Genomic DNA, 26691 nt, shown 5'->3' with positions numbered 1-26691 from the left:
CATGGCCCAAGATCAAAATCCGCCCAAGGGGCATGCCATTATCGAGCGGTCAACCACGCTGCTGTTCGTGTTGACATTGTTGACAGTTCTCATTGGAGGTCTCGTCGAAATCGTACCGCTGTTCAGGATCGAGGAAACCGTGACACCTGTTGCCGGTGTTCGTCCCTACTCCCCGCTCGAACAGATTGGCAGGAACGTCTATACACGAGAAGGCTGCTACACCTGTCATAGTCAGCAGATCCGGCCGTTCCGGGATGAAGTCGAGCGCTACGGTCATTATTCTGTTGCTGCAGAGAGCATGTACGATCATCCCTTCCTGTGGGGTTCCAAGCGCACCGGTCCCGATCTCGCCCGCGTAGGGTCGAAGTATTCCAACGCCTGGCAGCTCGCGCATCTTGATGACCCGCGAAGCGTCGTGTCGGTGTCCATCATGCCAGCTTACCCCTTCCTGAAAGACAAGGACGTCAATATCGATGGATTCGCACCGCATATGCAGGCTTTGCGCGAGGTCGGGGTCCCGTACACTCAGGAAATGATCGATCTTTCTGCGGCGGACATCCGTGCGCAGGCATCCGGTGAAGACGCGGATGCATTGCTTGAGCGCTATCCGAAGGCCCGGGTAGGGGATTTCGACGGTCAGCCAGACCGTATCACCGAAATGGACGCGCTCATCGCTTACCTACAATTGCTCGGCACCATGGTCGACTTCTCCGATGTCAAACTTCAGTCGAAGGAGGAGTGACCAATGCCCGAATGGATCATTAATGTCGCTTTCAAGGGCTGGCTGGTTGCAGCCTTCATACTCTTTGCCGCCATCATCGTCGTGACTTTCCTGCCCGGCACACGCCGACAGATGGATGACAACGCGCGGATTCCTTTTCTGGAGGAGGACGTCGATGGCAAAGCCTGAGCGAGATCCGCTGACAGGATACAACACGACCGGCCACGAATGGGACGGAATAAAGGAACTCACCACGCCGATCCCGGGATGGTGGGTGACGGTCTTCCTCGTCTCCTGCCTGGTGGCCGTGATCTATCTCTGGCTCTATCCATCCATTCCCACGACTGTCGGATACTACAAAGGCACGCTCGGCTGGACGAGCGCAGGGCAACTTGCAGATGATGTGGCCGTCGGTCGCGAGGCACAGCATGAATGGCGTACAGGCCTTGCAGCCACGCCACTGGAAGATATTGAAAATAACGATGATCTCAGACGCTTCGCGATAGCAGGCGGACGTGCAGCGTTCAACGAGAACTGCGCGGCCTGTCACGGCGTGGGCGCAGGTGGTCAGGTTGGCCAGTTTCCCGCTCTCATCGATGATGACTGGCTATGGGGCGGCAAGATTGACGACATTGTCCAGACCGTGAGCTACGGGATACGCAGCGGCCATGAGGAAACGCGCGATAGCATGATGCCAGCCTTCGCAGAGATGCTGTCGGCAGACGAAATCGACGCGGTCGCTGCATATGTCATGACATTGTCCGAGGCGGCCGCCGACGCAACAAGAGGGGCGTTGCCAGGCGCACCCGTTTATGTCCAGAACTGCGCATCCTGTCACGGGGATAAAGGGCAGGGTGGGCGAGATCTCGGCGCCCCGCGGCTTTCCGATGCAATCTGGCTTTACGGTGGCTCCAAAGACGCCATCAAGCGGCAGGTTGCTGCCCCCCGCATGGGTGTGATGCCGTCATTTGCGACCAAACTCGATCAGGAAACGATCCGGATGCTGGGTGTCTATGTCCACACGCTTGGCGGGGGCGAACGCTGATGTCGTTGACAGACCAGCTCGGAAGCCGTGTTAAGGGGCGGACCTTTAAGAGGCCCGAAATACCACATGGCGTGAAAGGCCGCTATCGCAACATCAAGACGCTAACGACAGCAGTTCTCCTGACAATTTTTTTTGCGGCACCCTGGTTGCGCTGGCATCGTGGGCCGGTCTTGCCCGATCAGGCAATTCTCTTCGATCTGCCAGGCCGACGCCTCTTCCTGTTCGGGTGGGAGTTCTGGCCGCAAGACCTTCCGATCGCGGTCGGGGTCATGGTATTTTCCGCGCTGGCTCTATTTTATGCCACAACGCTCGCGGGACGCGTCTGGTGTGGCTTTGCCTGCCCGCAGACGGTTTGGTCAGACCTTTTTTTTGCTGTGGATCGCCTGATCGTGCGGCTCTATGGCCATGGCAGCCGAGAGCGATTCATACGCAATATCACCTGGATCGGCATTGCGCTGCTCACAGCTTTCGGCTTCACAGCATTTTTTACCAATGCGTTCACGCTGCCTGCTCGACTGCTATCCGGATCGGCGCCGCCTGCTGCCTATGTTACAATCCTCTTGCTAACCGGTACGACCTGGCTGCTTGCCGCTTATGCACGAGAGCGCGTCTGCCTGCATATGTGCCCTTGGCCCCGTTTTCAGTCCGCTCTTCTCGACCGACAGAGTCTTGTCGTCACTTATCAGGAGTGGCGCGGTGAACCACGGGCGCGTAAACGGGTACCCCTCAGGCGGGACATTGCCGATCCGACCTGTTCCGGCACAGGACTCATGGCACTTGTGCGTCAGGCCAGTGACGTGGAGGATCAGGTGCGCGGCGACTGTATTGACTGCACGCGATGCGTCAACGTCTGCCCGACCGGCGTCGATATCCGCAATGGCCTACAAATGGGCTGCATCGGCTGCGGCCTTTGCATCGACGCCTGCGACGATGTCATGACGCGGCTGGAACGTCCCAAAGGACTCATCCGGTTCGACAACGAAACGTCCGAGCGCGCACGTAGCTTCGAGCCTGTAAAGATCGCCTGGTGGCGGGCTAAGGCAATGACATTTGCGGGAACCGCAGCGATAGCGCTGGCCGTTTCGGGCTACGGCGCAATGACCATGCCGGAGGCGACCGTCGATATCGAGCCACAGCGCAACTCGCCCTTCGTGCAGCTCTCGGACGGCAGTGTGAGAAACGACTATGACTTGCGGTTGGCCCACCGGAAAGCTCGGCTGAACGGCATAGTCATCCACGCGGAAGGTCTGGAAAATGCTCGTCTGAGGCTCGCGTCTCAAGAGAACAAAATGGCAGATAACCTGCGCGTGGCCGTCGGCGAGGACCGGACACTGGATGAACGCATTCTGGTCATGCTCGACCGCGATGCGGTCCCGGATGGCCGGAAGGTCTTTGAATTTGTGGTGAAGGATGCCGTCGATGGTACAGAGCTTGCCCGTTTAAAGAGCTATTTCTGGGGGCCCGAATTATGACCGAGGGACAGGATAGGGAGACACGAAGGAATTTGTGGATACCTGCGGCATTTGTGCTTTTCTTCATCGCTCTGGCAGGCCTACAGGCGTGGTTCGTCATGCTCGCACAAAGCACCTTCACCGGCGTTGTGACCGATCAGCCTTACGGCCTCCGGCGTGCTCACGAGGGTGATACAAACGCCCGGAATGCTGCACTCGGCTGGAAAGTGAACCTGATCTATGAGCCCAAAGGTCCCCTCACAATTACGTTGCATCTCGATCTGAAAGACACAGCTGGCCAGCCGCTGATTATGGAACTGGTCCGTGCGACAGCTGAAAGGGCAACGAAATTTCCGCAGGTTGTCCCGGTTGTGTTCCGTGCAGTCGCTCCAGGACACTACCGGGCGGAACTGAACTTGCCACTGGCTGGCAAATGGACAGTCAGAACGGTGTTGATGGCAGGCGGAGATGAAATCGAACGAATAGATGCTATCGAGGTTGACCCATGAAGATACCTGCAACAACTCGTTTGAACGAGGGCAAGGCGCTCACGGACAAGACAACGCGGTCCGTCTCCGGTTTTGTGAAATCCAATGGTGATAGCCAAAGCTTGCATTTGCTGGTGGACGGTGTTCATTGCGCTGCATGTATCTCCCGGATCGAGACCCGCCTACTTCAGGATCCTGCAGTCATAAACGCTCGCCTGAATCTCAGCCTCCGGCGGTTGAGTGTCGAATGGCGAGGTGACCGTCAACATGCCGATCAGATCGCAACTGCGGTAGAAGCGCTGGGATTTCAGGTTGCTCCCTTTGATCCGGTGGATCTGACACGGGTTGACGACCGCGGCGGAAAAGAACTTTTGCGCGCACTTGCCATCGCAGGTTTTGCATCGTCGAACGTCATGATGCTGTCTGTGGCCGTCTGGGCAGGCCAGGCCCAGGACATGGCAGTCGCAACCCAGCACCTTTTCCAGTGGCTCGCCGCACTCGTGACGCTTCCTGCCATCGCCTTTGCAGGTAAACCCTTCTTCCGGTCAGCTTTACAAGCGCTGCGCGCCGGGCGCACCAACATCGACGTTCCGATCGCTGCAGGACTTATTCTCACAACGGCTATCAGTTTTGTGGAACTGGTTCGCCAAGGCAGGGACGTCTATTTCGACAGTGCGGCGGCGCTCCTTTTTGTCTTGCTCATCGGGCGCTATCTTGATTTTCGCGTTCGGGCGCGGGCGCGGGGCGCTGTAGAACGGCTCCTGATGCTTAAGGCCCATGGTGCCGCCGTCTGCCTTGAAGACGGACGTATAGAAACCCTACCGATCGAAGCTGTGAAGCCTGGCATGATCGTACTGGTGCGCGCCGGCGAACGGGTTCCGGTTGATGGTGTTGTTGTTGAGGGTCAATCTGCGCTCGACGTGGCGATCGTGACAGGTGAAAGCACACCGTTTGCGGTTATGCCCGGTATAAAGGTCCTTGCTGGCAGTACCAACGGTACATCCCCGTTACGCATTCGCGCACTCGAAACTGTCGAGTGCAGCCATCTCGCCGAGATTGTCAGGCTGGTCGAGCAGGCCGAATTGAGAAAGGGCCCGGCTGTCACTCTCGCTGACCGCGTTGCGGGTATCTGGACACCACTGGTGCATGGGCTAGCACTGCTGACGCTATTGGGCTGGTGGCTTATGAGTGATATCGGTTTCGCTGCAGCGCTTTTGCACGCAGTCAGCGTTCTGATTATCGCTTGCCCCTGCGCCATCGGTCTTGCTGTGCCGGCGGTACAGGTTGTTGCCACCGGCACACTCCTCAAGCGCGGCATACTCTTGCGTTCAGGCGATGCCATCGAACGTCTGGGCAGTATCGATCATGTTGTTTTCGACAAGACCGGGACGCTGACAACAGGCCAACCACGCATCACCACCTGGCCGGATGATTCCGAGAGCATCCGGATTGCTGCATCGCTTGCCGCGGCCAGCACACATCCTGCCGCAAAGGCCATTCAGGCAGCTCACTCTCCTGGAATTCCCCCCGCAAATGCTGTGGAACATCCGGGTGAGGGGGTATCTTTCGTCGGACCAGATGGCGAAATGAGACTCGGCCGAGCGTCGTTCTGCGGACTAAATGCGAACAGGCAGGACGATAGCAGTGAGGTCTGGCTTGTCGGTTCAGGGCGCCAGCCAGCGCGGTTTTTGTTCGAGGATCCCCTTCGTCATGATGCGGCGGCGGTGGTCGCAGAATTCAGGAAATCGGGCACATCAATCTCGATTCTCTCCGGGGACCGACGGTCCGCCGTTCAGCAGGTGGCCACGCAAGTAGGGGTTAGGGATTTCTGGGGCGAACTGTTGCCAGGTGAAAAGCTACTCCATCTCGATAAGCTAAAGCAGGAGGGGCGTCACGTGCTGATGGTCGGCGACGGTCTCAACGATGCACCTGCGCTGGCTGCTGCCTATGTTTCGGCGAGTTTTACCCACGGCGCTCCCGCGAGTCAGAGCACCGCGGACATCGTTTTGCCCGGTGATAGGCTCTCGGCGCTGGTCACGGCCTGGCGTCTCAGCCGACGGGCGCTAGGCATCATCAAGCAGAACCTCGTACTGGCAGCAATCTACAACATTGCGTTGATCCCGATTGCAATGCTGGGATTCGTCACACCGCTCGGCGCGGCGGTCGCCATGGCCGCTAGCTCGATCACGGTGACGCTCAATGCCCTCAGGGCAGGCGTTCCATTGCGCAATGTGGGGGCTTAATGGGACCGCTGCTTTTCCTCGTTCCCATTGCACTGGCGCTTGGCGCCCTGGGACTGCTAGCTTTTTTTTGGACGTTGAGAACCGGACAGTACGACGATCTCGACGGTGCAGCAGAGCGCATATTTATCGAAGATGACAATCCGGAGAAACGCCATGAGTGAAATTTCCACCGAACGCCCGGTTGCGCTCCCGGCTCCGTTACCCTTCCTTTTAAACGCATTACTTTCTGGCGCACTGGGCTGGATCATCGCAGGAGCGCAAGGCCTCTGCATCGGCATCGTGTTGCTGGTCACCTTTCTAGCAATAGTCTGGTCCATTGGCAGGGCCTATGCCAACCGATCTTTGATCCAAAAGTTGCTAACACGCGTGCTGAAAATTCTGAGACCTTGCGCGGGACTAGTGCTCCTACCACCAACGATCCTCCTTGCTTTGATAACCATGGCGACGCTTTGGCTCTGGGAGAGAAGTTTCGGGCGCATAACCATACCTGCCGTCTCTCTATCTCAACCGTTGGTGGGAGGAATTCAGAGCTCAGGACGGTTCATGGCTGGCTTCTTCAAGCCCGCGGAGCTGCCACGGACTGCAGTCAATTTCCTTCTCCTGCTTATTATAGGGACTGTAGCTGCCGGTATCCAGGTCGCTTTCTATGCCGCTCTAGTGGCAGTTCCGATCGTTATCTGCGTGCTGCTAATGGTTGCGGTAGAATCGACCAACGAACCGGAAGAGAAATAGTGGATGTCTATCGATGTAAGTGATCTGACCCTTATTGGTGGCTTGCTGCTCGGCTTCGCAAGCAGCCTCCACTGTGCAAGGATGTGCGGAGGTATAGCTTCGAGCCTGATGCTAGCATTCGATCGGCAAGGTTCACGTTGGTCGCAGGTGAAAGTGTTGCTGACCATGCAGCTCGCCCGCGTTTTTGCCTATATCACGGCCGGGGCATTTCTCGGTGCCCTCGGTTCTGAGTTTTATGGTGCATTCAACCATGTTGAAGCTCATGGCGTGATGCGCTGGGCTGCAGCTGTTTCTCTCGGATGGATTGGCTTTTCTATGGTCGGGCTAGCACCGTCGCTGTCGCTAATGGACCGCTTCATCGCTCCTCTCTCCCGTATTCTGGTGCGGCCCGCGGGTATTGCATATGGAGGCGGTGCCTTGAGTCACATCGTGTCGGGCTTCGTCTGGGGATTTCTACCTTGTGGCATGGTTTATGGCGCGCTTTTTTACGCCATGCTGGCTGGCTCCGGATCAAACGGCGCACTGGTGATGACGGGCTTCGGGCTTGGCACGATCCCTTCAGTCGCTGGAACAGCACTTGGCATCTCAGCCCTTCGCAGGATGTCAGTGGTCCCCAAGATACGGGTTATGGCAGGGATCGCCATCATATCGGTAGCGCTCATTACTGCTCTGATACCTGCCACTAGTTGGGAGGCCTTGTGTGCTTGAACTGTCGAGAGTTTTGCTTCGAAGCGATGGGGTATCCACGGCAAGGAACTAGGCAGTGTCCTCATAAACGGGGTTCATCTTATTGGCGGTGTGTGATTCAATCTCCTTGAAAGGAGTTTGCCATGCGCCGTCACGAATTGAGCGACGAAGAATGGGCTGTCATCGCACCTCTCTTGCCGACCAATAGCCGTGGAATTGAACGCGTCGACGACCGCCGGGTGATCAACGGCATCCTGTGGCGTTTCAGGACTGGCTCGTCCTGGCGAGATGTGCCGGAGCGTTATGGTCCACGCACGACGCTTTACAATCGGTTCTCCCGCTGGCGCAAGGCGGGCGTATGGGATCGTCTTCTGGACGCCGTTTCAAAGCGTTACGATGGAGACATCGTGATGATCGACAGTTCTTGTGTTCGCGTTCACCAGCATGGTGCCAACGCTAAAAAGGGGGCTCTGCCGATCCTTGCATGGGACGTTCTCGCGGCGGCCTAACGACAAAAATCCATGCTCTTGTCGATGCAGATGGCAGACCGGTTCGGCTGGAACTCACCGCCGGCCAATCCGCCGATGCACCGATGGCTGAGAAGCTGTTGAGCGACCTGCAGCCCGGCGCGACTATCCTTGCCGACAAGGCATATGACACCGACGCAATTCGAAACTTTGCCAAACAACGTAAATGCTGGGCGAATATCCCTGCAAAGGCCAATCGAAAGCAGACATTCAGCTTCAGCCGCTGGGTCTACCGTCAGCGCAATCTTGTGGAACGGTTCTTCAACCGTATCAAGCAGATGCGTGGCCTTGCAACGAGATACGACCGGCGTGCCGACAACTATCTCGCCGCCCTCAAGCTTGCCGCGACGAGGATATGGATTGCGTCAGCTAATGAGTCCGCGTCCTAGGTCTGTTTGCATCTGAGGTTGTTGGCCGGCGCCAAACGAATGTAAAAAATGATTATGGAGTTGACGAACCTGAAGATGCGATCGCCCCGACTAAAACCGGGACGATTTCGTTAGTTGTCGTTCAAACAGCGATCAGGCGGAAACGTCATTCAGCCATTTTTCGACGCTTCGTGGCGCGAGGCCAAGAAGCTCTTGGGCGCTTGTGTCCGCAGTGATCACATTTTCGTCGAGCGTTGAAAGAGCTTGATAGAATGCCGCAACATTAGCAGCGGCTGGGCCGAACATCGGTTCCAGCAACTTTCGGAACTCGTCTGGCGATTGCGCTTCAAATCGGACTGGCCGACTAAACCGCGCTGAGAAACCATCCGCTAGAACAGCACCTTTCATTCCGGGTAAGTGCCCTACACCTACAATGCCGGTGACTGCATGGTCTTCCAGCAATCTTTCAGCGACGTCAGCAATATCGAGATGCGAGCTCCAGGATACGGGGAGATCCGCGCGGATCGGATACAAAAGAATGCCATCTTGGTTCACCCCGCCTACCACCATCGGCAGAAGCAGATTTTCCAGGTAAAGGCGGGGAGCCACGATGGCGTGGGATATGTTGCTGTCGCGGATACCGCTTACGAGCACTCCCATGGCGCTGTCTTCAGGCACCTGAACAGATGATGCGGGCTGATCGATGACTGCACCGCTGGTCGAAATCACCACTCGCGCTGGATTTGCTTGTTTGATCGCTTGCAGGAAGTTGCGCGCATACTCCACGCGCAAAGGCTCAGGGGCCTGCGGTAGATGGAAGAAGACCCCATCCGCGCCTGTATAGGCAGAGACAAGGGAATCTATCGAACTATTGTCCACGACGATAGAAGGCTTTCCCTCGGACTTGGCCGGGTCGCGAACCGCTGCAAGTGCGGTTTTCCCTTTGGCCAGCAAGAGGTGAAAAAGTGGACCGCCTTGTGCGCCGGTCGCGCCGTGAATGATGAAAGGCATTGTTCGCTCCGTTGTCGTTGAAGATCGGAGTGCATTGGTGCATTATGGGCATCAGTTACGTCAAATGCACTAATGGAAGAAAATTCGATGGTTGCGAAGAAACTACCGTGTTGTGGAGTTGAGCGATTTCTCCTTTTACTCGATGGCCCTTGGGCCACCTTGATTGTCCGTGAATTGCTCGGCGGACCGCGGCGCTTTACCGAACTACGCAGCATGCTGCCCGGCATTAGCGCACACACACTTACCCATCGCCTGAGGCGCTTTGAAGATCATGGTCTGGTGACGCGAGTGGCATACGCAGAAACGCCTCCGCGTGTGATCTACGAACTGACCGAACTCGGAATGTCATTGCACGACATACTTTACGCCATGAAAGACTGGGGCGAATCGCTTCCTGACGAGACCCTGAAGCGCCACACCATCTCTCTGGTCCGCAACAACGAGCAAAATCAAAACTCTAAGTGAAGGAATAAACCTCAGCTTGCCGTGGTGCAAATTGACCGGCGTGATCATAGAAACCCTGCACTTGTCGAGCAACTATTGCTGCCGTTTCTCTTCCGCATGCTCTGGCTAGGCCCGGAATCGCTGGCGATATTCTCCTGGCGTCAAGCCAACAATCCTAAAGAATATCTTGCGAAAGGCGCCTGGATCGCCATAGCCGACCTCCCAGGCAATGCGTTCTATCGGCAAAAGCCCAAACTGCAAGAACTCCTGCGCCTTGGCGACTCGCAAGCGTTGAGCGTAGTCGGTCGCAGTCATGCCCGTAGCCTTGTGAAAGCGGCGCAGAAAGGTGCGTTCTTCCAACCCTGCCTGTTCGGCCAAGTTTCCAAGTCCGGCTTCTTTGCCTCCATTTGACTGAAGAAAATGCTGGGCCCGGAGGATGGACGCATCCCCATGGGTCAGTCGCGGGGCGAATCCGCTATAATAGCGCTGTTCACGTCCCGGCGGATCGACCAGCAACATGCGCGCGGTCTGGGCCATAACGACAGGACCGAGAAAGCGCTCCACCAGTTTCAGACCGAGATCGGTCCACGCCATCAGCCCACCTACAGAGATGATATCACCGCCGTCTATAATGAGCCGATCGGTATCGAGCACGACATCGGGAAAGCGGTTGCGGAAAGCATCGGCAGATCCCCAATGGGTCGTGACCGCTCGACCTGCGAGAAGACCTGTCTCCGCAAGTAGGAAGGCCCCGGCGCAAACGGAAGCCAATACGGAACCCTCGCTATGCCGTGCTCGCAGCCAGCGCGCCACCGGCATGGCCGAAACAGCCGATATCGGTGGCTCGAGTGAGGGCGGTAAGATCAGAACATCACAGGGACCTACGCCTTCCCCGATAGAATCCGGATCGCTATCGAAGACGACAACTGGCTCGGCTTCACCCTCAGCACGCAGATGTCGCACCCGCAAGCGGGTGGATGAAGTTTCTAGTCCCTCTGCCGTTCGACCGGCGACCTTGAAAAGGTCGGTCAGTCCCATGGCTGCCGAAAGCTGCACATCTGTGTAGAGAACGATACCGATTTGGATGTCCGTCATTTGGCGATATTGCCCCTGACTTTGTCGATTGCGCCATTGGTCGAGACCATCACGCAAAGCCATACTAAATGCAATCAAACAAAAACCACGAAAGGAATCTCCATGTCGAACCGAGCCGTTATCGTCGTGGACCTGCAGAACGAATACTGGCCATCAGGTAATTTCTCCCTGTATGGGATCGAGGCCGCCGCAGCCAATGCTGCCCGCGTCATCGCTCATGCCCGGGCAAAAGGCGATCTCGTCGTGAATATCCGCCATGAAATGCCTGGCGGTCCGCTTTTCGTTCCCGGTAGTGTAGGGGCCGAAATCAATGAAGCCGTGTGCCCGGCGACTGGCGAGCCGGTCATCACCAAGAACTTCCCGAACTCTTTCCGCGATACAGGGCTGAGCGATCTCCTCAAGGAAAGAGGTATCGAGCAAGTCGTGGTGGTTGGAGCTATGAGCCATATGTGCGTTGATGCGACCGTACGTGCGGCCAATGATCTAGGCTACACCACCACCACGATACATGATGCTTGCGCCACGCGCGATCTGGACTTCAACGGCGTCGCCGCCCCGGCGTCGCAGGTTCATGCCACGCTGATGTCTGCGCTCTCCTTCGCTTATGGAGAGGTGATCTCCACAGACGATTTCATCGCTCGCTAACGACCTTTACAAGAGGAGAAGACATGACTACCCGCAGAGAGCTTTTTGCTTTATCAGGCGCTGCACTTGCAGCCAGTGCCATTGCCGCAAGCGCGCAGAATGCAGCTGTGTCCCAAGGCGGCATAGCGATCACCCAGATACGCAACGCCACACTTCATGTAGTATATGGCGGCGTTCGCTTCCTTGTCGACCCCATGCTCTCGGATCGCCATAGCTGGCCGGGCTTTGAAGGTACGGTGAACAGCGAAGAGCGCAATCCGCTCGTACATCTTCCTATCACAAAGGAAGAAATCATCGACGTTGACGCAATAATCGTCACCCATTTGCACGAAGATCACTGGGATGAAGAAGCCCGTAAGGTATTGCCCAGGACTCTGCCGATATTTGCGCAGAACAGTGCCGATGCCCAGGCGATCCGGGGACAGGGCTTCTCCGATGTGCGCGTACTCTCCGATACGTCCAGTTTCAATGGTGTGCAACTCATCAAAACAGGTGGTCGCCATGGGACTGAGGCGCACTATGCTGCAATCGGCAATATTCTGGGTGAGGCGTGTGGAGTCGTGTTCAAGAAGGCCGGAGCAAAGACGATCTACGTTGTCGGCGATACGATCTGGCAGAAAGATGTGGCGGCCGCTCTGGAGGCCCATCGTCCAGATGTGGCGATACTTAACACCGGCTATGCGATGATTGTCGGAATTGAGGGGAGCATCATTATGGGAACGCAAGATGTACTTTCGTTCCACAAAGCCGCTCCGGACACTCTCCTCATTGGCAGCCATATGGAAGCGGTGAACCACTGCACCGTTAGCCGGGCTGACCTTCGGGCGTTTGCTCGTGCCAACGGTTTCGTCGATAAGCTTCGCACTCCGGCCGATGGAGAGACAATTGTAGTCTGACCCTGGTCGTGTCAGTGGTACAGGGCTTGGTTGTGGCGAGGCTCAGCCCAACCACACAGTACTTTTCGCTCGAACTTCTCCGCACACTGATAGCGTTTCCTGATCGGAGGCGCTTTCCGTCCCACTCGGTGCCACACTAAAAGACCTTCTCAGTCGCAGGCGGTCCGTAAATGATAACCTTGCGGCCGAGCATTGCATACTATGCCACCTGCCGGACAACTTGGAATTCAATTTTTGCGTGGAAAAACGCTGCAATTAGCGGATGAATACGCCAAACGTTACATTGGTCAACTTAGGCTGCGCGTTTCCCAGGACTTTGAACCGTTGTGCGTTGACGCTAAGGATGCGCAGTGCCGCTGACGAGGTCATCAATACTGGACTGGGGGAGATACTGACAAGCTCGCACGGAGCATCAAATTACATCTTTGCGCGGGCCAATCGAACGCAAATCCTATCTACCTTTTTATCCAGTTGAGGCATCTTGCACCTGCACGACATTATTCCGAAAACGCTATCAGAATTGAGGCGAAACACGGGCTTCACAGGAATAACTGGCTGAAAAAATAGTCAGACCCCAGCATCGAGAGCTAGAAGAGGAGTGGCCCTACTCCATATAATGAAAGCCACTTGTCAGAACCCGAAAAATTGTCGTACTCTCGCATTTTTATTATGCGGATGGCACGGCCAGAACCGCATCAATCTCAAACAACATCGATGACAAAGCGAGTCGGGGAACAGGGATTAATGTCCCGGTGGGCTTGTGGCCTGAATATGCGCGTTCAAGCTCCTGAGCCAATATTTGCAGCTTGCTATCATCAAAATCAACGACCAGCATGGTATGCTTCACAATGTGTTGCATACTGCCGCCAGCGGCTTTAGCGGCAGATGCCAGGTTCATAAGCGCCTGCCTGACCTGTTCGGTGAAGTCAGCGGAGAGGCCGCCATCGCGGGTCTCGCCGCCTTGTCCCGCGAGCATTGCTATGCGCGAATTCGGAGCAATTAGAGCGACATGAGAATAACCATGTGCGGAAGGGTCATACAATTCCACTGGGTTAATTAACTCGAATGGCTTTCTCTGCGATTTGTCGTTGACCATATGATTTTCCTTTGGCTGGACCGGACGAGTTCAGGTGTGTGCTTTGGCCCACCCGACTTACAGTTTTCGATTTCAGCATAGTTGATTGCAATTCGGCGGTTATGACAATAACTTGACGATTCCCGCCATAGTCGCTCACAATAGTATGGTCATGTAGGAACTAATGACAAAGCAGATTTCAGTTCATCTCTTTGCCTACACAGGCATGAGCCTATTGGATTTTTCCGGGCCTCTTGATGTGTTCCAAACCGCCAATTACCTTAGCAGGGGTGCAGATCTACCCTACGATGTTACCGTTGTGTCGTTTGACGGAAATGTCAAAGTTTCGCCTGGCATGTCTTTACAAACGCTCAGAGTTGAAGAAACCAAGTCTGTGCCACATACGCTCATCGTTCCAGGTGGACCTACGACGGCATACGATGTCGAAGACAACCAGTTCCAGTCAGCATTCCGATCTCATGCTCTAAAGGCGCGCCGATTGGCATCTGTGTGCAGTGGGGCCTTTGTACTGGCGGCCGCTGGGCAACTGGATGGGCGGCGAGCAACGACACACTGGTCACACTACGACGATTTAGAGCGCCGGTTTCCCAACGTACTTGTTGAGCGTGGGCCGATCTTTATCAATGATGGCCCGGTTTGGACCTCAGCAGGGGTCACAGCGGGTATCGACCTGGCTCTAGCACTGGTTCAACAAGACCTTGGTCAATCAATAGCACTACAGGTAGCTCGTCAGCTTGTCATGTTTCTAAGACGTCCGGGCGATCAGGCACAGTTCAGTGGCCCGCTAAATCTGCAGTCAAAAAGCGACCGCTTCTCAGAACTCCATGTATGGATCAGTGACAACCTCGCACAAGACCTTTCGGTGCCAGTGCTGGCTAGACAGGTGAACATGAGCGAGCGGACCTTCATGAGGCAATATAGGGCACAGTTGGGTCTCACCCCAAGCAAAGTAGTAGAGACACTGCGACTGGAAGCCGGGCGCAATCTCATTGTGGATAGCCATCGCTCAGTCAAAGAGATTGCTCACCAATGTGGCTTTTTGAACGAAGAGACGTTTATCCGACGTTTCTCCAATATGTTTGGGACGAGCCCTGGTCAATATCGACTACATTTCGGAACGCCAACGGCAAGGCGCGCTTGAGCAGTGCAATGGTCGAAAACCGCGCAAATCCAGAACGTCAGCATGCAATCGCGACCTGCAGAAGTTTTGTGATAGGCCCGGAACCTCTATTTGATGGAGAGAGACCCCAGAGTATGGCTACTCGAACCGAATTTGTTTTCTGGAGGATACCAAAAGGATCAGCCTGAAAGGCTAGGCAGCACGTTCTGGCAGCAATCATATCTGTTCGTCATCGCATGTTCCTAAACAGCGAAGTTGGCGGAAATCGTCAGTTCATTGTCATATTCGCCGTAACCCAACCGAGTATGATAATTATGAGGAAGTTAAGAAGAGCGCGTCGTTCTCTCCAATAGTGAGAATGCTATGCTTGTGCCAGTCTTGCTTGTTCAAAACACTGAATACGCAAATTTAGTGGAAATTTACCACCGGATGTGGGTAACGAGCTGATGACTGAAGTAGATAGTCCGGAACGAACGTCTAAGTTTTCATTCGACGTGGAAAAGGCAGCTAATCTGCTTTTGATCCTATCGAACTCAATGAGAATAGAAATTTTCAAGATACTAATAGATCAGGAGTCCGACGTTAACTCTCTCGCTGATTCAATAGGCTTGACCCAATCCGCGACCTCTCAGCACCTGGCGAAAATGAGGGACATGAAGCTGGTCTCGAGCCGAAAGATAGCTCAACAAGTATTCTACACCTGTTGTTCCGAAGACGTTAAGCAAGTTTTGGCGATAGCTGGAATATTGGGAACGAAGGAAACTCTCGAGTTGGAGTGCGACAGACTTGAGAAAAATATATCCCATCCCGTGCACACTGTTCATCGCTCTGATCTGATGAGCAACGAGCCAGCGGATCGCGCTGTGTAAGCGGATTGTTGAATTTGCAGATGAGCGCAATATCCGCGCGAACCTAGACCGACATCGCAAAGCTCCATATCCGCCTCGCAAGCTAACAAAGTTCCATAATGCTGATTATGCGATATGTTATTGTAGCCGCAAAGTTAAAGTGTCCTGTTTCTGCAAAGTTGGAATGTCACACTCCCCGGGTCTGATTGACACCTGGGAGATTGCAGATGGGACTGATTACGATGAGCGAGCGCGATTTGCGGCGGATCGAGGTTTTGTCGAAAGTCATCGCCGGTCGAATGACGATGGTATCAGCGGCACATGTACTTGCCCTGAGTGAGCGTCAGGTTCGCCGGCTGCTTGATCGGATCCGAACTGGTGGTGCGGCGTCGATCCGGCACAAGGCCATTGGTCGACCGTCGAACAACCGGATCAATGATGGTATTCGCGACTACGCTGTGGCGCTCGTTCGGGAGAGTTATGCGGATTTCGGACCGACCCTGGCGACCGAGAAGCTTGCCGAGCGTGATGGCCTGCAGGTTTCGCGTGAGACGGTTCGCCACTGGATGGTCGATGCTGGACTTTGGTTGTCGCGCAAGCAGCGGCGGAGGTTTCACCAGCCGCGACTTCGACGTGAGGCCTATGGCGAGCTGGTGCAGATTGATGGTTCTGAGCACCGTTGGTTTGAGGATCGCGGGCCAGCGTGTTCGTTGCTGGTGTTCGTCGACGACGCGACCGGCAGGTTGATGCAGCTGCGTTTTGTGCGTTCCGAGAGCGCCTTCACCTACTTCGAGGCGCTGGCGCTTTATCTCAAGCGTCACGGTGCGCCGATTGCTTTCTATTCCGACAAGCATTCGGTGTTCCGGGTGGCAAAGAAGGACGCCAAAGGTGGCCAGGGAATGACCCAGTTCGGGCGGGCGCTGTGTGAGTTAAATATCGAGATTCTCTGTGCAAATTCCAGCCAGGCGAAAGGCCGTGTGGAACGGATGAACCGGACATTGCAGGATCGGCTGGTCAAGGAGTTGCGATTGGCTGGCATCGACACGATGGACGCCGGTAATGCATTTTTGCCTGACTTCATGGACGATTATAACGCACGATTTGCGGTCGTCCCTGCCCGATCTGATGACCTGCACCGACCGGTTAATCTCGCACCGGATCGCTTATCCGATATCCTTTGCAAGCGTGAACAGCGTTATGTTGGATCACAGCTGACATTCTCCTATGAACGCAAACGCATCATGCTTGAGGAGACTGACGTCACGCGCGGCCTTGTTGGCAAATATGTTGAGACCTATGCCTATACGGATGGTCGACTGGACGTGCGCTGGAAAGGGTATTCCCTGCCCTACACGGTGTTCGACAAGGATCAACGCGTGACGCATGCGGCGATCACCGAGAACAAGCGGCTTGGAGATATTCTGGCCTATATCAAAGAACGCCAGGACGAGCGCCCCGCGCCTGAGGTCAAGAGCAGCAGCGATAAAAATGGCTACATCAAACGCGCTCGTGGACCCGGTCGTCGGAAAGACTTCACGAACGATCCGGCCGTCATTGCACGGCGACGGAAAGCGTTGTCGCAGCAGCAAGCGGCGGAGTGAAGAGTTCTAGAGCTCAGCCGAAAGGGTGTTTCATCACCCGCCCCCGCCCTCTCCTTGCAATCGGAGAGCTGGTTCGGTCGGGGGCTGATCTGCGGTGTCAGTGTGGCATGTCTGAACGGCTGAGACGCCTCAATTGGACATTTCTACTTTGCACAGCGGCGGACATTTCAACTCCTCTGCCACAGTTATAACATAACACAGTAAGCATGACTGGGTGCTACTTTCTGCAGGTTGCCACACCTAATTGACTGTTCCACCAACGGAGCCCAAATAGATTGGAAATAAAGTCACGTCGGTTGTTGCAGACCTTTGAGGATATACGCGCTGCCTCCGATACCGCGGCAGCAATCCGAGCATTTCAATCTGCTTATAAGATCGACTTCGTGACGTATCACCTATCCCAAACAACCGCGCATCTTGTCGATGCTCCATTCGTCCGAACCACCTATAACGATGCCTGGGTCTCGCGGTATCTGCTGCGGGGATACGTGCTCGTCGATCCAATTGTCCAACATGGGTTCTCGCGGTTGTTGCCATTCGACTGGCAAGAGATCGAAGCCTCGCCAGAGGCGTCTGAGTTCCTCGCAGATGCCATGCGACATGGAGTAGGACCCAGCGGTTTCTCCATTCCGATTTTCGATAAGTCTCGTCGCGCGCTTCTATCCCTGAATTCATTCGTATTTGCGAACGAATGGTCGAATATCGTACACGAACATCGTGCCGAATGGATCGAGTTGGCCCATCTTATTCACCAGCGGGCAGTTTTTGAGGTTTTCGGCGACGCAGAGCCGATGCCAGAACTGAGCCCGCGTGAGCTGCAATGCCTTCACTGGACTGCGCTGGGCAACGATGCGAAAGGCATTTCTGTGATTTTGGGATTATCAGAACACACCATCGCCTCCTACTTGAAATCAGCCCGTTTCAAACTGGGTTGTCTGACGAAGGCTGCCGCCACGGCCCGTGCAATCCAACTCCGCCTTATTAATCCCTATTCCAATACCCCGAAATGAGGGTGCCGATCTGAGGGAATATCAGCTCACCGGTGACATCTGCATGTTGCAACGCTTTAGACGTTGGAGACCGACATGTATCTTCTTGTTCAAGCTCACCAGTACCCGCGATATGGAGCCCTTCTCGATCAGATGTTCCGCTTGAGAAAGCGCGTCTTTGCAGATCAGCTTGGCTGGAAAGTGAGTGTGTCGGGCGCTTACGAAAGGGACGTTTACGATGAGCTGAACCCGGTTTACCTTATTTGGTGCGACGAAACTGCGTCTCAGCTTTACGGGTCCGTTCGCTTGATGCCAACCACAGGCCCTACCCTTCTCTTTGACGTCTTTCGGGAGACATTTCCGAGCTCGTGCGACTTGGTTGCGCCATCGATCTGGGAAGGAACCCGAATGTGCATCGACGATGAAGCCTTGATGAAAAAGGTGCCTGATTTGCGTCCAGATAGAGCGTTTGGCCTTCTACTATTGGCGCTTTGTGAAGTTGCGCTCGACAACGGCATAGATACGCTGATCTCGAACTACGAACCACATATAAAGAGGGTTTATGAACGGGCGGGCGCGAAGCCAGACGAACTGGGCAGAGCTGTCGGCTACGGTCGTTTCCCTGTTTGCTGTGGCGCTTTCGAAGTATCAGCGCAAATCCTGACCAACATGCGACGGAAACTCGATGTCTCCCAAGAACTTTATAACAGACACCAAAACGCACGCGAAACGCGCCTGGAAAGCATTTGCGCTTGAGCCCAGTTACTGCCGCTGGTGGCAGAACATGTGAACTGCGAAATCACCTCGGAGGCGGACCAAACCCGCTTTGATTTGATGGCGTCCTGGAGCAGGTCCGGATCTCCGTCGATCAACCCGCAAGGGGTCGGCTAGCAAGCTGCCGCCGCTTCGTCTTTGCCTTCGCGGTGATCGCGACCGTACCTGTTCCTTTGAGGAGCCATCAGCGGGAATTGGCCCGCTTCCGATGGAGCATCCGAACATGGCACATGATCTTTCCCTCGCTCAGTCCCACGCCTTCCACCTTTGCAATGACCTGATGGTCCCAATCACACTCTTCAGGTCAGGTGACGAGTTCGGCGTCCTTCCGTCCGACGAACTCGATGACGAAGACGATCTGGAGATCGTGCATGAGTACCTCCCGCGCGGGTCTCATTGAGACCCGCTAGTCCCTGCCGCTGGCGACCCGTCAGCCGCAAGGGAAGCTGCGCCGCGGCAGGTGCAAATTTGCACCTTGATTGCCGCGCCCTTGCCCCTTCCGCTCTTCGCGGCGGGTTGAAGATGACCCGCAATTTGCGGGAAGCAATAGGGACGGCCGCGCTGCGGCCGAAGAAAAAATGAAACGAGAAGAATTGGAGGCGCTGCGCGCCAAAGTCAGCTGCGAAGCTGTGCTCGAGAAGTCCGGCTTTGAGATAGACCTGAAAGAAAGCACGCGCCGTGCCGTGAAATATCGGCTTGGCAGCAACATAATTATAGTGACACACGACGGGCGTGGGTGGTTCGATCCCCTCAGCGACGGAAAAGGTGATGTCTTCGCTCTGGCCATGTTTCTCGAAAGCATACCATTCCCGCCCGCAGCTCAAGCCGTCGCATCGCTGATCGGATTTCAACTTTCCCGGCCGGAATGGAAATCTCTGCGGACGTCTGGACCGGTGCAAGACGTTGTCGAGCGCTGGCGAACCCGGCGCGCGCCCTCGCCCGGTTCCCGCGCCTGGTCCTATTTGTCTTGGGCGCGCTGTGTCCCGACGGCTGTCGTACGGCAGGCGGTTCGGCAGGAGGTCCTTCGCGAAGGACCGTTCGGCAGCATGTGGGCGGCTCATGTCGATAGCAATAGTCGGGTGGTCGGTTGGGAGGAGCGAGGGTCCGAGTGGCGGGGATTTTCTACTGGAGGCTCGAAGGTTCTTTTCCGCTTCGGTCCAGGCGATGCTTCCCGGCTTTGCGTCACCGAGGCAGCGATCGACGCGATGAGCCTTGCAGCGCTCGAGGGGTCGCGCGCGGAAACACTCTATCTCAGCACAGGTGGCGGTTGGTCTCCAGCGACAGATGCCGCTCTTGCAACTCTGGCAGCCCGACCGGGCAGCAATCTTGTCGCCGCAACCGATGCCAACTCCCAAGGCGACGCCTATGCGGAACGACTTCGTATCATCGCGGAGAGCGTGGGCTGCAACTGGCAACGTCTCCGGCCACCGGCAGAGGATTGGAACCAGTTCCTCCAGAATAAGGAAAGGGAAAAACGGGAAAGAAAGGGGGAGAGAATGCAGAGGCCTGCCGCATCTGCGCCGGGCGCATCAAGGGAAGCTTCGCCCGGCATCCGCCGGCCCTTGACCCGTCCGGACACGGACGCAGCAACGCGGGAGGGGTGATCAAGGACTGAAGAGGACAGTGAGGTCGAAACGACTGCACCAGCTTCGGTCTCAAACCCCGAAAGGATCAAGCTGATGACTTCGATATCCCTCCCCCGCAAAGTGTTTCAGGGCGTTGCCAGGCGTAGCGACATGTTCCGTATGTTCGACCGGCACGCGAAGCGCCCAGATCGTTTTAATGATGACCAGTCTGCCGTCTACGCCGGCGAATGGTTCGAGATCGATGAGACCTCCTACTCCTATATGCTCGACATCCTGCCACCGCTCTGGATGCGCGGACCGATCTTTGCGATGCGTGAGTTCATGACCGGGTCTGTGACCTCTGTTTTCTACGCGATGCGCATCGATGATGTGGTCCGATACTTCCATACCTATTGCGACCTCTCCGATCCGAATTCGGTTGAGACAATGCGGTCTGCGATCCTCGACCGCGAGACCCGACCCGTTCGGGCGATGAGCCGCGAAGAACGGCTCGAGCACATCTGGAGCACCACCGCAGACGATTATCGAGGTTATGCTGGCACCCGCTGGCCGAAGGCAATGCAAAGCCATCGCACTGTCATGCTCTATGGCGGAAAGGAAGGCACGTTCCTGAAGCTACTCGACACGCTGACCGACGACGAGATCGCTGCCAAGCTGCCGGTGCATCTGCGTCACCTCCCCTCACCCCTGGCTGCCTGAGCCAGTACCAGCCTTCACAACTCCGACGCCTTAGCCGGTCGAGTTTCCGACCGGGCGATGGCGCGCGCCATCATTTCAAAGGAGCTTCCCATGAGTAATGACCCTTTTACCTTCGACATGTTCGGCAGCTCGGCCCTGTCCTCCGGCATCGGGTTCGGCGTCACCGCGTTTGGCGCTTTCTCGCCTGATGCTGCAAATGACGACGACCCGGATCCCATGCCACCGGCGCCAGCACCCGCCTTGCCAGGCGCTTTCCTCCCTGGGGTCAGAACAAGAGCAGTCCGAAATCGTACGCTAAGGACGAACGGAATGAGAACTTACGCGGCGTTCCTTAGCCTAGCCGGAAGGCGGAGCGATCGAAATCCGTTCGGCATCTGATGTTCGGCATCCCATGTGTAGATGCCGGTAAGGTTGATATGTTCCCAACTGAGCGGCGATATGTGTTTCAATAGAGTATCAGGAATGTCTCGCCCCGCTCGTTTCAGCTGTGTGACCGCGCGATCAAGATAAACCGTATTCCAGTGCACGATCGCACTGACGACGAGATTGAGCCCCGAGGCGCGGAAAGCTTGGCCTTCGAACGACCGGTCACGGATCTCGCCTCGCTCGTGGAAAAAGACAGCGCGCTTCAGCTTATGGGCGGCCTCGCCTTTGTTGAGACCGGCTTGGCATCTCCGCCGTAGTGCCGGGCTTGAGTACCATTCGATCATGAAGAGCGAACGCTCAATCCGACCGAGTTCGCGGAGCGCCTTCGCGAGATGGCTTTGCTTCGGAGACGCAGAAAGCTTCTTCAGGATCGTAGACGGTACCACGGACCGCGTCGTGATCGACGCCGCGAGATGGAGCAGATCGTCCCAATGGTCGAGAATCAGGGCGGTGTTGATCGGCGCCCCGATATGGTTCGACAGCGCCGGATATGCACCGCTCTTTTCTAGCGTGTGGAACTTCCGGTCTTTGAGATTGCGCAGTCGCGGTGAGAACCGCTTTCCGATCAAGGCGAACAGCCCGAAGATATGATCACTGGCACCGCCCGTGTCGGTAAAGTGTTCCTGAATGTCGAGCACCGTGTCCTGGTCGAAGAGCCCATCGAGCACATAGGCCGCCTCGCTTTCGGTCGGACTGATGGGCAAAATGCCGAAGTAGCCGTACTGATCTGACAGATGGCTATAGAATTTCGATCCGGGCTCGCTGCCGTAATGCAAATTGATGTCGCCGCGCTTTGCAGCCCGGTCGCTCGTACGGAAGAATTGGCCATCGGACGACGACGTTGTGCCATTGCCCCAAAGGCGCGAATGCGGATGCTGGGTGTGGACATCGGTGATGCACGCTTGCGCCGCGCGGTAGGTCTCCGATCGGGCATGGAATGTGCGCATCCACCCAATCTGGTGAGCGCTGATCCCCTTGGAGGCGCCCGCCATTCGCTTTGGGCCGAGGTTCGTCGCATCGGCCAGTACACCAGCGAGCATGGCAGAGACATTTTTCGGGATGTCGCCGGTGCGAACATGCGTGAAGTGATCCGCAAAGCCGGTCCATTCATGCACTTCCCTTAACAAGTCGGGAACCTCGACCAACGGATACATATCGCTGATCTCGGCATTCAGTTCCTCTGCTGCCACGGGGACTTCGCCGACGGTTGGTGTGACGATCAACGTTCCGGCCTCAAGACGAACTCCTTCGAGCTTTCCGGATCGTGCTCTGTGCGCAAGACGCTGCAGGTTGAACTCGAGCATCTGGCACGCTTCAGCAAGCCACTGCGCGCCGTCGCCTTGGACCCCCAAACCGAGACGATCTTCTTCCTTCATCGTGATGAATGTCGACCGCGGCATCAGATGCTCGTCAATCGGCCGGAAAGATCGGCTGCCGTCGACCCAAATGTCCGCAGATCTAAGCCGGTCTCGCAAAGCCGCTAGCGTGGCGATCTCGTAGAGACGGCGATCAGGTTTCACTTGTTCGAAGATAAGCCGTCGATCAGTTTGGCTGAGATGGGTGAGCGGCACGCGATCAGGGAGTGTCCGCCGCTTCTCGGCATAAAGCCGGTTCAGCAGCGCAATTGCCGCCAGAAGCGGGTCGTGGCGATGCGTCGAGCGAAACGTGAAGGCCTGAAGAAATGCACCAATGTATTTGTGGACGGTCGCGTATTGTTCGGCTGCCACGGTCAACGGCGGTGCCTCGTTGTCGTCGACCATCGTCTCAAGCTCAGGCTTCATCCGAAGCAACCGGTCCCAACCGACTTTTTGGTCGAGAACATCCAATGCGTTCCGACCATAGTCGTTGGCGGACTGCAGTGCGGTGATCGTATCTAGAAACATGCGCAGCGCTTTGGCGGTATTCGCTCTGCAGTCCATCTGTCGCTGCTTCTTTCGATTGTTGGCTTGCGAGAACAATTTACCCATCAGCTTGATGAACATCGTCACCGCATCGTCCGTGAGCTTCTGGCAAAGCTTGATGACTTGGGCCACGATCAGAGCGTGGCGACGGCTGGCGTTGAAGTCGTTGGCAAGCCAGGCCGGCGTTGCGTTGCCCTCCCGGATCATCTGGTCCCACCGTCCGGATGACACGCGCGCCTGCAGTTCCGGATCGATCTCCAGCCGCCGCAGAAAGGCTATCCGCTCGGTCAGCCCGACGAGGTTCGACGCGGCCGGCGCTTCTGGTGCCGAACGCAGCCAATGAAAGCGGGTCTGGCCGATCGACGGGTCAACCTCTAACAGCCTATCCAGTGATTGAAGCCTATCGAGTGGGATGTCTTGAATCAGGGTTCTTTCTGCTCGCCGCCGGGCTATGGCACGGCCGGCAAGGCCGATGCGTTCGATCGTGTCGATCGCCGGCAGAAGAGCGCCGCGTTCGCGAAACGCGGCGACAGTCGAACTGGCTATCGCAGCACCGTCGTCGGACATGGTCGCCGCTTGAATTGCCGCCAATAGCGCGGCGCGGCGATCTTGCAGCGTCGCGCTTCTCGTATCCAGATACACCATTAGCCGCGCCATATGATCCCGACGGGTTTCTTCGCGGCGTGCATAGAGGGCAAATTCGTCTGGAGCGGCGCCGATCTGATCAGCAACATACTTCAGCATGGCGCGAGGCGGAGTTTCTTCTGCTCCAAGCACTCGACCCGGGTATCGCATTAGACATAGCTGGATGGCGAAGCCGAGCCGATTGTGATTACGTCTCCGCAGTTCAATCTCCAGGCGATCTGCCAATGACAACGAATAGTGTCGGATTAGGTTATCCTCGTCGACTGGTATGTCGACAAGCTTCCGGCGATCTTGATCTTTAAGAAGCTTGCGCTTTGCCATCGCCCGACTCCATTGATGAGCAATCTGCTCGAAGCGTTGTCGAGTCGGGCCGGACAGAGAAATCAAAATTGGCGCATGTCGGTGGCAATCCACAGAGATCGGATGTTGCACATCGGATCTACGGCATCGTTCCGGTTTCGTTCGACCTTAGCGTACGATTTCGGACTGCTCTTGTTCCGACCCCTTTTTGCATCGCTTAGGGGAGTGCATTCCGCAGTAAAACATCATCGCCGCTGAAGGCTATCGAATATCAAGATCTTGCAGATATTTTTCGCGTTGATTCACCAACGATGATGAGTGAAGCTCACAGCCGATCTAAGTGGGGCCAAGTTGACTGCGGTGGTTCCGTCATTGAATCGATGATTGCGGGGACCATTTCGATTATTGACTACCATTCTACCCGTTTCATACCGTCTGAAAGCAAATCGCGGGCCCAAGACAAGGTATTCAAAAACTGCGTCTCGATGACGGTATCACTCTGCGGACTGAACTTTGGAAAATGCGCAAAGAACTCTTCAATTTGGTTTGCGCTAAACGCGCCAATGGAAAGCCGTTCGATAAGAGCTTCGCTGTTGCCTTCTGATGGGTATGACGCCCGGGAAAAATTGATGTTGCACAGATCAATTCCATCGGAGTCAGGCGCACAGATCATGTAGCCAGGAATCTCACCGTTTCTGATGAAGAGATGGGTTTCTGTCTTGTCACTGGGGCCAGCTTTGAAGCACCAATCCAAGTTGCCCGGAAACGAGCCTATCACAATGCTTCCCGATTCTCCCGTTTGAGATATCTCCCGTGCGGTTCCAAGAAACTTATCAAGGTCTTCAAGCACACATTTCTGTTGGGCATCAGTGTTTTGAATTGAGGTCAAAACAGACACAAGTCCGGCGGGAAGGGCTGCCACTGACTTTGGTAATTTCTCGGATATTCCCGTGGCTTCTCTCATTGCACTGAAACTGAAAAACACCGGATAAGAACACTCAGCACTTGAACTTCCAGCGCAAGAGCGAATGACTTGGTGTCGCTCCAAAGTCATGCCCAATGACCTCGGATTACTACTGGGAGTGAAAAGAGAATTGATCACAAACACCAGCAACGGAGCGGCGAAAAAAGCGACTTTCAGCAGCAGGTTTTTCAAGGTTCACCAATGCATTTCAGACGAGTGGCGTAGATCCAGAGTATAAGAAGCAGATCCGTTTAGCGCCATTTCATGTGAATTGCCGCATTTTCGGGAATATGCATTTGCGGGTTGTGAGAGCCATCAGAGCATCACTAGGCACATTCCCCGAACCTGTTCGATCGTCTGCTGCCCGGGGTCATTGCGATTACCGCAAGAATCCCGATCAATAGCGTGACCGTCAAACCATTGGCGAACCGGTTGCCAATGACTTCGAAGTAGCCTCGTAAGAGGTCGATCACGAACAGCGAGGGTACCCACCATCCGCTTTGATCAAAATCGTGTAAACGCCTGATCGTTGCGCACGTGACCACGATGAGTGCTACGAAGCAGGCCGCAATTCTTATGCCGTCGGATACTCGCACAACCGCAGCGTCACCGAAGATATATTCCACCGCGTTTAGCGAAAGAATGACAAACAATATAAAGACGGTGGTGCCGACAATTATCCAAAAATAAGGCAGTCGATCGAGCCTGCCTCGAACTGAAAAGATCTGTACCAATCCTCACCTCTGCACTGCATCAGTTTTTCTAATAATGCGCTATTTATTTCTGTCTTTGAAATCAAGGAAACTCAATGTATCCGCCGCAGCTAATAGTCACCTATCAAGACGGACGGCGAATACTTCAGTTTGCAGCACCGACGGCACTGGATGACATACCGACCGACATCTACTTTCACGTATCCTTGGCAGCAAGGTGTGAGCATGGCTTGCCGCCGTAGATCCGTAAGTGCAGACCGAGATCAGAAGACCCCTCGTTTTGAGGTTTGCCCCCGGCACGTTATACTCGACCACGGATGGCTCTAGATGCTGAAAATGCCGCCAAGCGAGCTTATTCAATAGAACTATATTTCCCATTGTTCGTCCAAAAAAGCTTTCATGTCGAACGGCTCAGCTCGCGGATTTGGCCCTATGTGGTTTTGTACGCGATCCTGAATTTCTTTTATACGCTCCCTCAAAGGAACTTCTTTCCTCAGCCGCTCGAGCTCATTCTGCAAGGCGCGTCGCACGGCTTCAGTCTTATTCGGCGCATTGGTAGCTTTCATGACCGCTATCGCGAGATCGTTGACAGTCTCGTCTCTGATGTGAAGTCCTGACATCCTAGCTACTCCCAATCACCTTATGAACAGTCCTGCATCTATCTCATGACACTTTG

General features: G+C 55.5%; 27 protein-coding genes. 20 read left to right on the top strand and 7 right to left on the bottom strand.

Annotated features, from left to right (window positions below; all coding sequences use genetic code 11):
* Position 1: 1 nt before the first annotated feature.
* The 10 genes from ccoO (at position 2) to ACZ5FM_RS26885 (ending at position 8283) form a co-directional block, all read left to right on the top strand.
* Positions 2-742 (top strand): cytochrome-c oxidase, cbb3-type subunit II, encoded by a 741-nt coding sequence (gene ccoO, locus ACZ5FM_RS26930; protein WP_464041651.1) that lies wholly within the window; start codon positions 2-4, stop codon positions 740-742.
* A 3-nt stretch (positions 743-745) separates the two neighbouring features.
* Positions 746-910, top strand: a complete 165-nt coding sequence (locus ACZ5FM_RS26925; RefSeq protein WP_464041650.1) for a cbb3-type cytochrome c oxidase subunit 3 — start codon at positions 746-748, stop codon at positions 908-910.
* Positions 897-1766, top strand: coding sequence for a cytochrome-c oxidase, cbb3-type subunit III (gene ccoP, locus ACZ5FM_RS26920; RefSeq protein WP_464041649.1), 870 nt, complete (start codon positions 897-899; stop codon positions 1764-1766). The genes ACZ5FM_RS26925 and ccoP overlap by 14 nt, the downstream gene beginning before the upstream one ends.
* Positions 1766-3238: a cytochrome c oxidase accessory protein CcoG gene (ccoG, locus tag ACZ5FM_RS26915; protein ID WP_464041648.1), complete on the top strand. Its 1473-nt coding sequence runs from the start codon at positions 1766-1768 to the stop codon at positions 3236-3238. The genes ccoP and ccoG overlap by 1 nt, the downstream gene beginning before the upstream one ends.
* On the top strand, positions 3235-3726 hold the full coding sequence (locus ACZ5FM_RS26910) for a FixH family protein (protein ID WP_464041647.1): 492 nt from the start codon (positions 3235-3237) through the stop codon (positions 3724-3726). Before ccoG ends, ACZ5FM_RS26910 begins: the two co-directional genes overlap by 4 nt.
* Positions 3723-5948 carry a heavy metal translocating P-type ATPase gene (locus ACZ5FM_RS26905; protein ID WP_464041646.1) on the top strand — a complete coding sequence of 742 codons (2226 nt, stop codon included), beginning with the start codon at positions 3723-3725 and terminating at the stop codon, positions 5946-5948. The genes ACZ5FM_RS26910 and ACZ5FM_RS26905 overlap by 4 nt, the downstream gene beginning before the upstream one ends.
* Complete coding sequence (gene ccoS / locus ACZ5FM_RS26900) at positions 5948-6109, top strand: cbb3-type cytochrome oxidase assembly protein CcoS (protein WP_464041645.1); 162 nt, start codon at positions 5948-5950, stop codon at positions 6107-6109. The genes ACZ5FM_RS26905 and ccoS overlap by 1 nt, the downstream gene beginning before the upstream one ends.
* Positions 6102-6680: a hypothetical protein gene (locus ACZ5FM_RS26895; RefSeq protein ID WP_464041644.1), complete on the top strand. Its 579-nt coding sequence runs from the start codon at positions 6102-6104 to the stop codon at positions 6678-6680. The genes ccoS and ACZ5FM_RS26895 overlap by 8 nt, the downstream gene beginning before the upstream one ends.
* Before the next feature lie 3 nt (positions 6681-6683).
* Complete coding sequence (locus tag ACZ5FM_RS26890; protein WP_464041643.1) at positions 6684-7388, top strand: sulfite exporter TauE/SafE family protein; 705 nt, start codon at positions 6684-6686, stop codon at positions 7386-7388.
* Between the two features lie 122 nt (positions 7389-7510).
* Positions 7511-8283 (top strand): IS5 family transposase gene (locus ACZ5FM_RS26885; protein WP_432292971.1). Its coding sequence is split into 2 segments (ribosomal slippage): positions 7511-7831 and positions 7834-8283, totalling 771 coding nucleotides; the frame shifts between segments, so codons are not numbered across the junction.
* A gap of 132 nt (positions 8284-8415) precedes the next feature.
* Here the strand turns inward: ACZ5FM_RS26885 and ACZ5FM_RS26880 are convergent.
* Positions 8416-9273, bottom strand: coding sequence for an NAD(P)H-binding protein (locus tag ACZ5FM_RS26880; RefSeq protein ID WP_464041642.1), 858 nt, complete (start codon positions 9271-9273; stop codon positions 8416-8418).
* A gap of 87 nt (positions 9274-9360) precedes the next feature.
* On the opposite strand from ACZ5FM_RS26880, the gene ACZ5FM_RS26875 reads away from it, so the two are divergent.
* Entirely contained in the window at positions 9361-9738 is a 378-nt protein-coding gene (locus ACZ5FM_RS26875) for a winged helix-turn-helix transcriptional regulator (protein ID WP_464041641.1), read from the top strand.
* A 105-nt stretch (positions 9739-9843) separates the two neighbouring features.
* Here ACZ5FM_RS26875 and ACZ5FM_RS26870 read toward each other — a convergent pair whose 3' ends face one another.
* The gene (locus ACZ5FM_RS26870; protein WP_464041640.1) at positions 9844-10812 is read right to left on the bottom strand and encodes a GlxA family transcriptional regulator; all 969 of its coding nucleotides are present in this window, start codon (positions 10810-10812) and stop codon (positions 9844-9846) included.
* Positions 10813-10914: 102 nt separating this feature from the next.
* On the opposite strand from ACZ5FM_RS26870, the gene ACZ5FM_RS26865 reads away from it, so the two are divergent.
* Both ACZ5FM_RS26865 and ACZ5FM_RS26860 read left to right on the top strand, forming a co-directional pair.
* A complete protein-coding gene (locus ACZ5FM_RS26865; protein WP_464041639.1) occupies positions 10915-11457 on the top strand; it encodes a cysteine hydrolase family protein in 543 nt (180 codons plus the stop codon).
* Positions 11458-11579: 122 nt separating this feature from the next.
* Entirely contained in the window at positions 11580-12353 is a 774-nt protein-coding gene (locus tag ACZ5FM_RS26860) for an MBL fold metallo-hydrolase (protein ID WP_464041695.1), read from the top strand.
* Positions 12354-13020: 667 nt separating this feature from the next.
* Here the strand turns inward: ACZ5FM_RS26860 and ACZ5FM_RS26855 are convergent.
* Complete coding sequence (locus tag ACZ5FM_RS26855) at positions 13021-13449, bottom strand: RidA family protein (protein ID WP_464041638.1); 429 nt, start codon at positions 13447-13449, stop codon at positions 13021-13023.
* A 163-nt stretch (positions 13450-13612) separates the two neighbouring features.
* Between ACZ5FM_RS26855 and ACZ5FM_RS26850 the strand changes: the two genes are divergently transcribed.
* The 7 genes from ACZ5FM_RS26850 to ACZ5FM_RS26820 all read left to right on the top strand — a co-directional run bounded on the left by ACZ5FM_RS26850 (position 13613) and on the right by ACZ5FM_RS26820 (position 21066).
* Positions 13613-14590 (top strand): GlxA family transcriptional regulator, encoded by a 978-nt coding sequence (locus ACZ5FM_RS26850; RefSeq protein ID WP_464041637.1) that lies wholly within the window; start codon positions 13613-13615, stop codon positions 14588-14590.
* Positions 14591-15015: 425 nt separating this feature from the next.
* Positions 15016-15438, top strand: a complete 423-nt coding sequence (locus ACZ5FM_RS26845; RefSeq protein WP_464041636.1) for an ArsR/SmtB family transcription factor — start codon at positions 15016-15018, stop codon at positions 15436-15438.
* A gap of 206 nt (positions 15439-15644) precedes the next feature.
* A complete protein-coding gene (locus ACZ5FM_RS26840) occupies positions 15645-17018 on the top strand; it encodes an ISNCY family transposase (protein ID WP_312951373.1) in 1374 nt (457 codons plus the stop codon).
* 275 nt (positions 17019-17293) lie between these two features.
* Positions 17294-18028, top strand: a complete 735-nt coding sequence (locus ACZ5FM_RS26835; protein ID WP_464041635.1) for a helix-turn-helix transcriptional regulator — start codon at positions 17294-17296, stop codon at positions 18026-18028.
* 75 nt (positions 18029-18103) lie between these two features.
* Positions 18104-18763 (top strand): acyl-homoserine-lactone synthase, encoded by a 660-nt coding sequence (locus ACZ5FM_RS26830; protein WP_464041634.1) that lies wholly within the window; start codon positions 18104-18106, stop codon positions 18761-18763.
* Positions 18764-19359: 596 nt separating this feature from the next.
* A complete protein-coding gene (locus tag ACZ5FM_RS26825; protein ID WP_464041633.1) occupies positions 19360-20385 on the top strand; it encodes a DUF3991 and toprim domain-containing protein in 1026 nt (341 codons plus the stop codon).
* Positions 20386-20460: 75 nt separating this feature from the next.
* On the top strand, positions 20461-21066 hold the full coding sequence (locus ACZ5FM_RS26820; RefSeq protein ID WP_464041632.1) for a DUF1419 domain-containing protein: 606 nt from the start codon (positions 20461-20463) through the stop codon (positions 21064-21066).
* A 317-nt stretch (positions 21067-21383) separates the two neighbouring features.
* On the opposite strand, the gene ACZ5FM_RS26815 is transcribed toward ACZ5FM_RS26820, so the two are convergent.
* The 4 genes from ACZ5FM_RS26815 to ACZ5FM_RS26800 form a co-directional block, all read right to left on the bottom strand.
* Positions 21384-24359, bottom strand: a complete 2976-nt coding sequence (locus ACZ5FM_RS26815) for a Tn3 family transposase (RefSeq protein WP_464041631.1) — start codon at positions 24357-24359, stop codon at positions 21384-21386.
* A gap of 388 nt (positions 24360-24747) precedes the next feature.
* A complete protein-coding gene (locus ACZ5FM_RS26810) occupies positions 24748-25494 on the bottom strand; it encodes a hypothetical protein (protein WP_464041630.1) in 747 nt (248 codons plus the stop codon).
* 134 nt (positions 25495-25628) lie between these two features.
* On the bottom strand, positions 25629-26036 hold the full coding sequence (locus ACZ5FM_RS26805) for a DUF805 domain-containing protein (protein ID WP_464041629.1): 408 nt from the start codon (positions 26034-26036) through the stop codon (positions 25629-25631).
* Positions 26037-26380: 344 nt separating this feature from the next.
* Positions 26381-26635: a type II toxin-antitoxin system VapB family antitoxin gene (locus tag ACZ5FM_RS26800; protein WP_464041628.1), complete on the bottom strand. Its 255-nt coding sequence runs from the start codon at positions 26633-26635 to the stop codon at positions 26381-26383.
* Between the last annotated feature and the right edge of the window lie 56 nt (positions 26636-26691).

This window comes from Agrobacterium sp. 5Ca50, from assembly GCF_055381905.1.
Note: the sequence above shows the minus strand (reverse complement) of the source record. Positions and strands in the feature narration are given on the sequence as shown.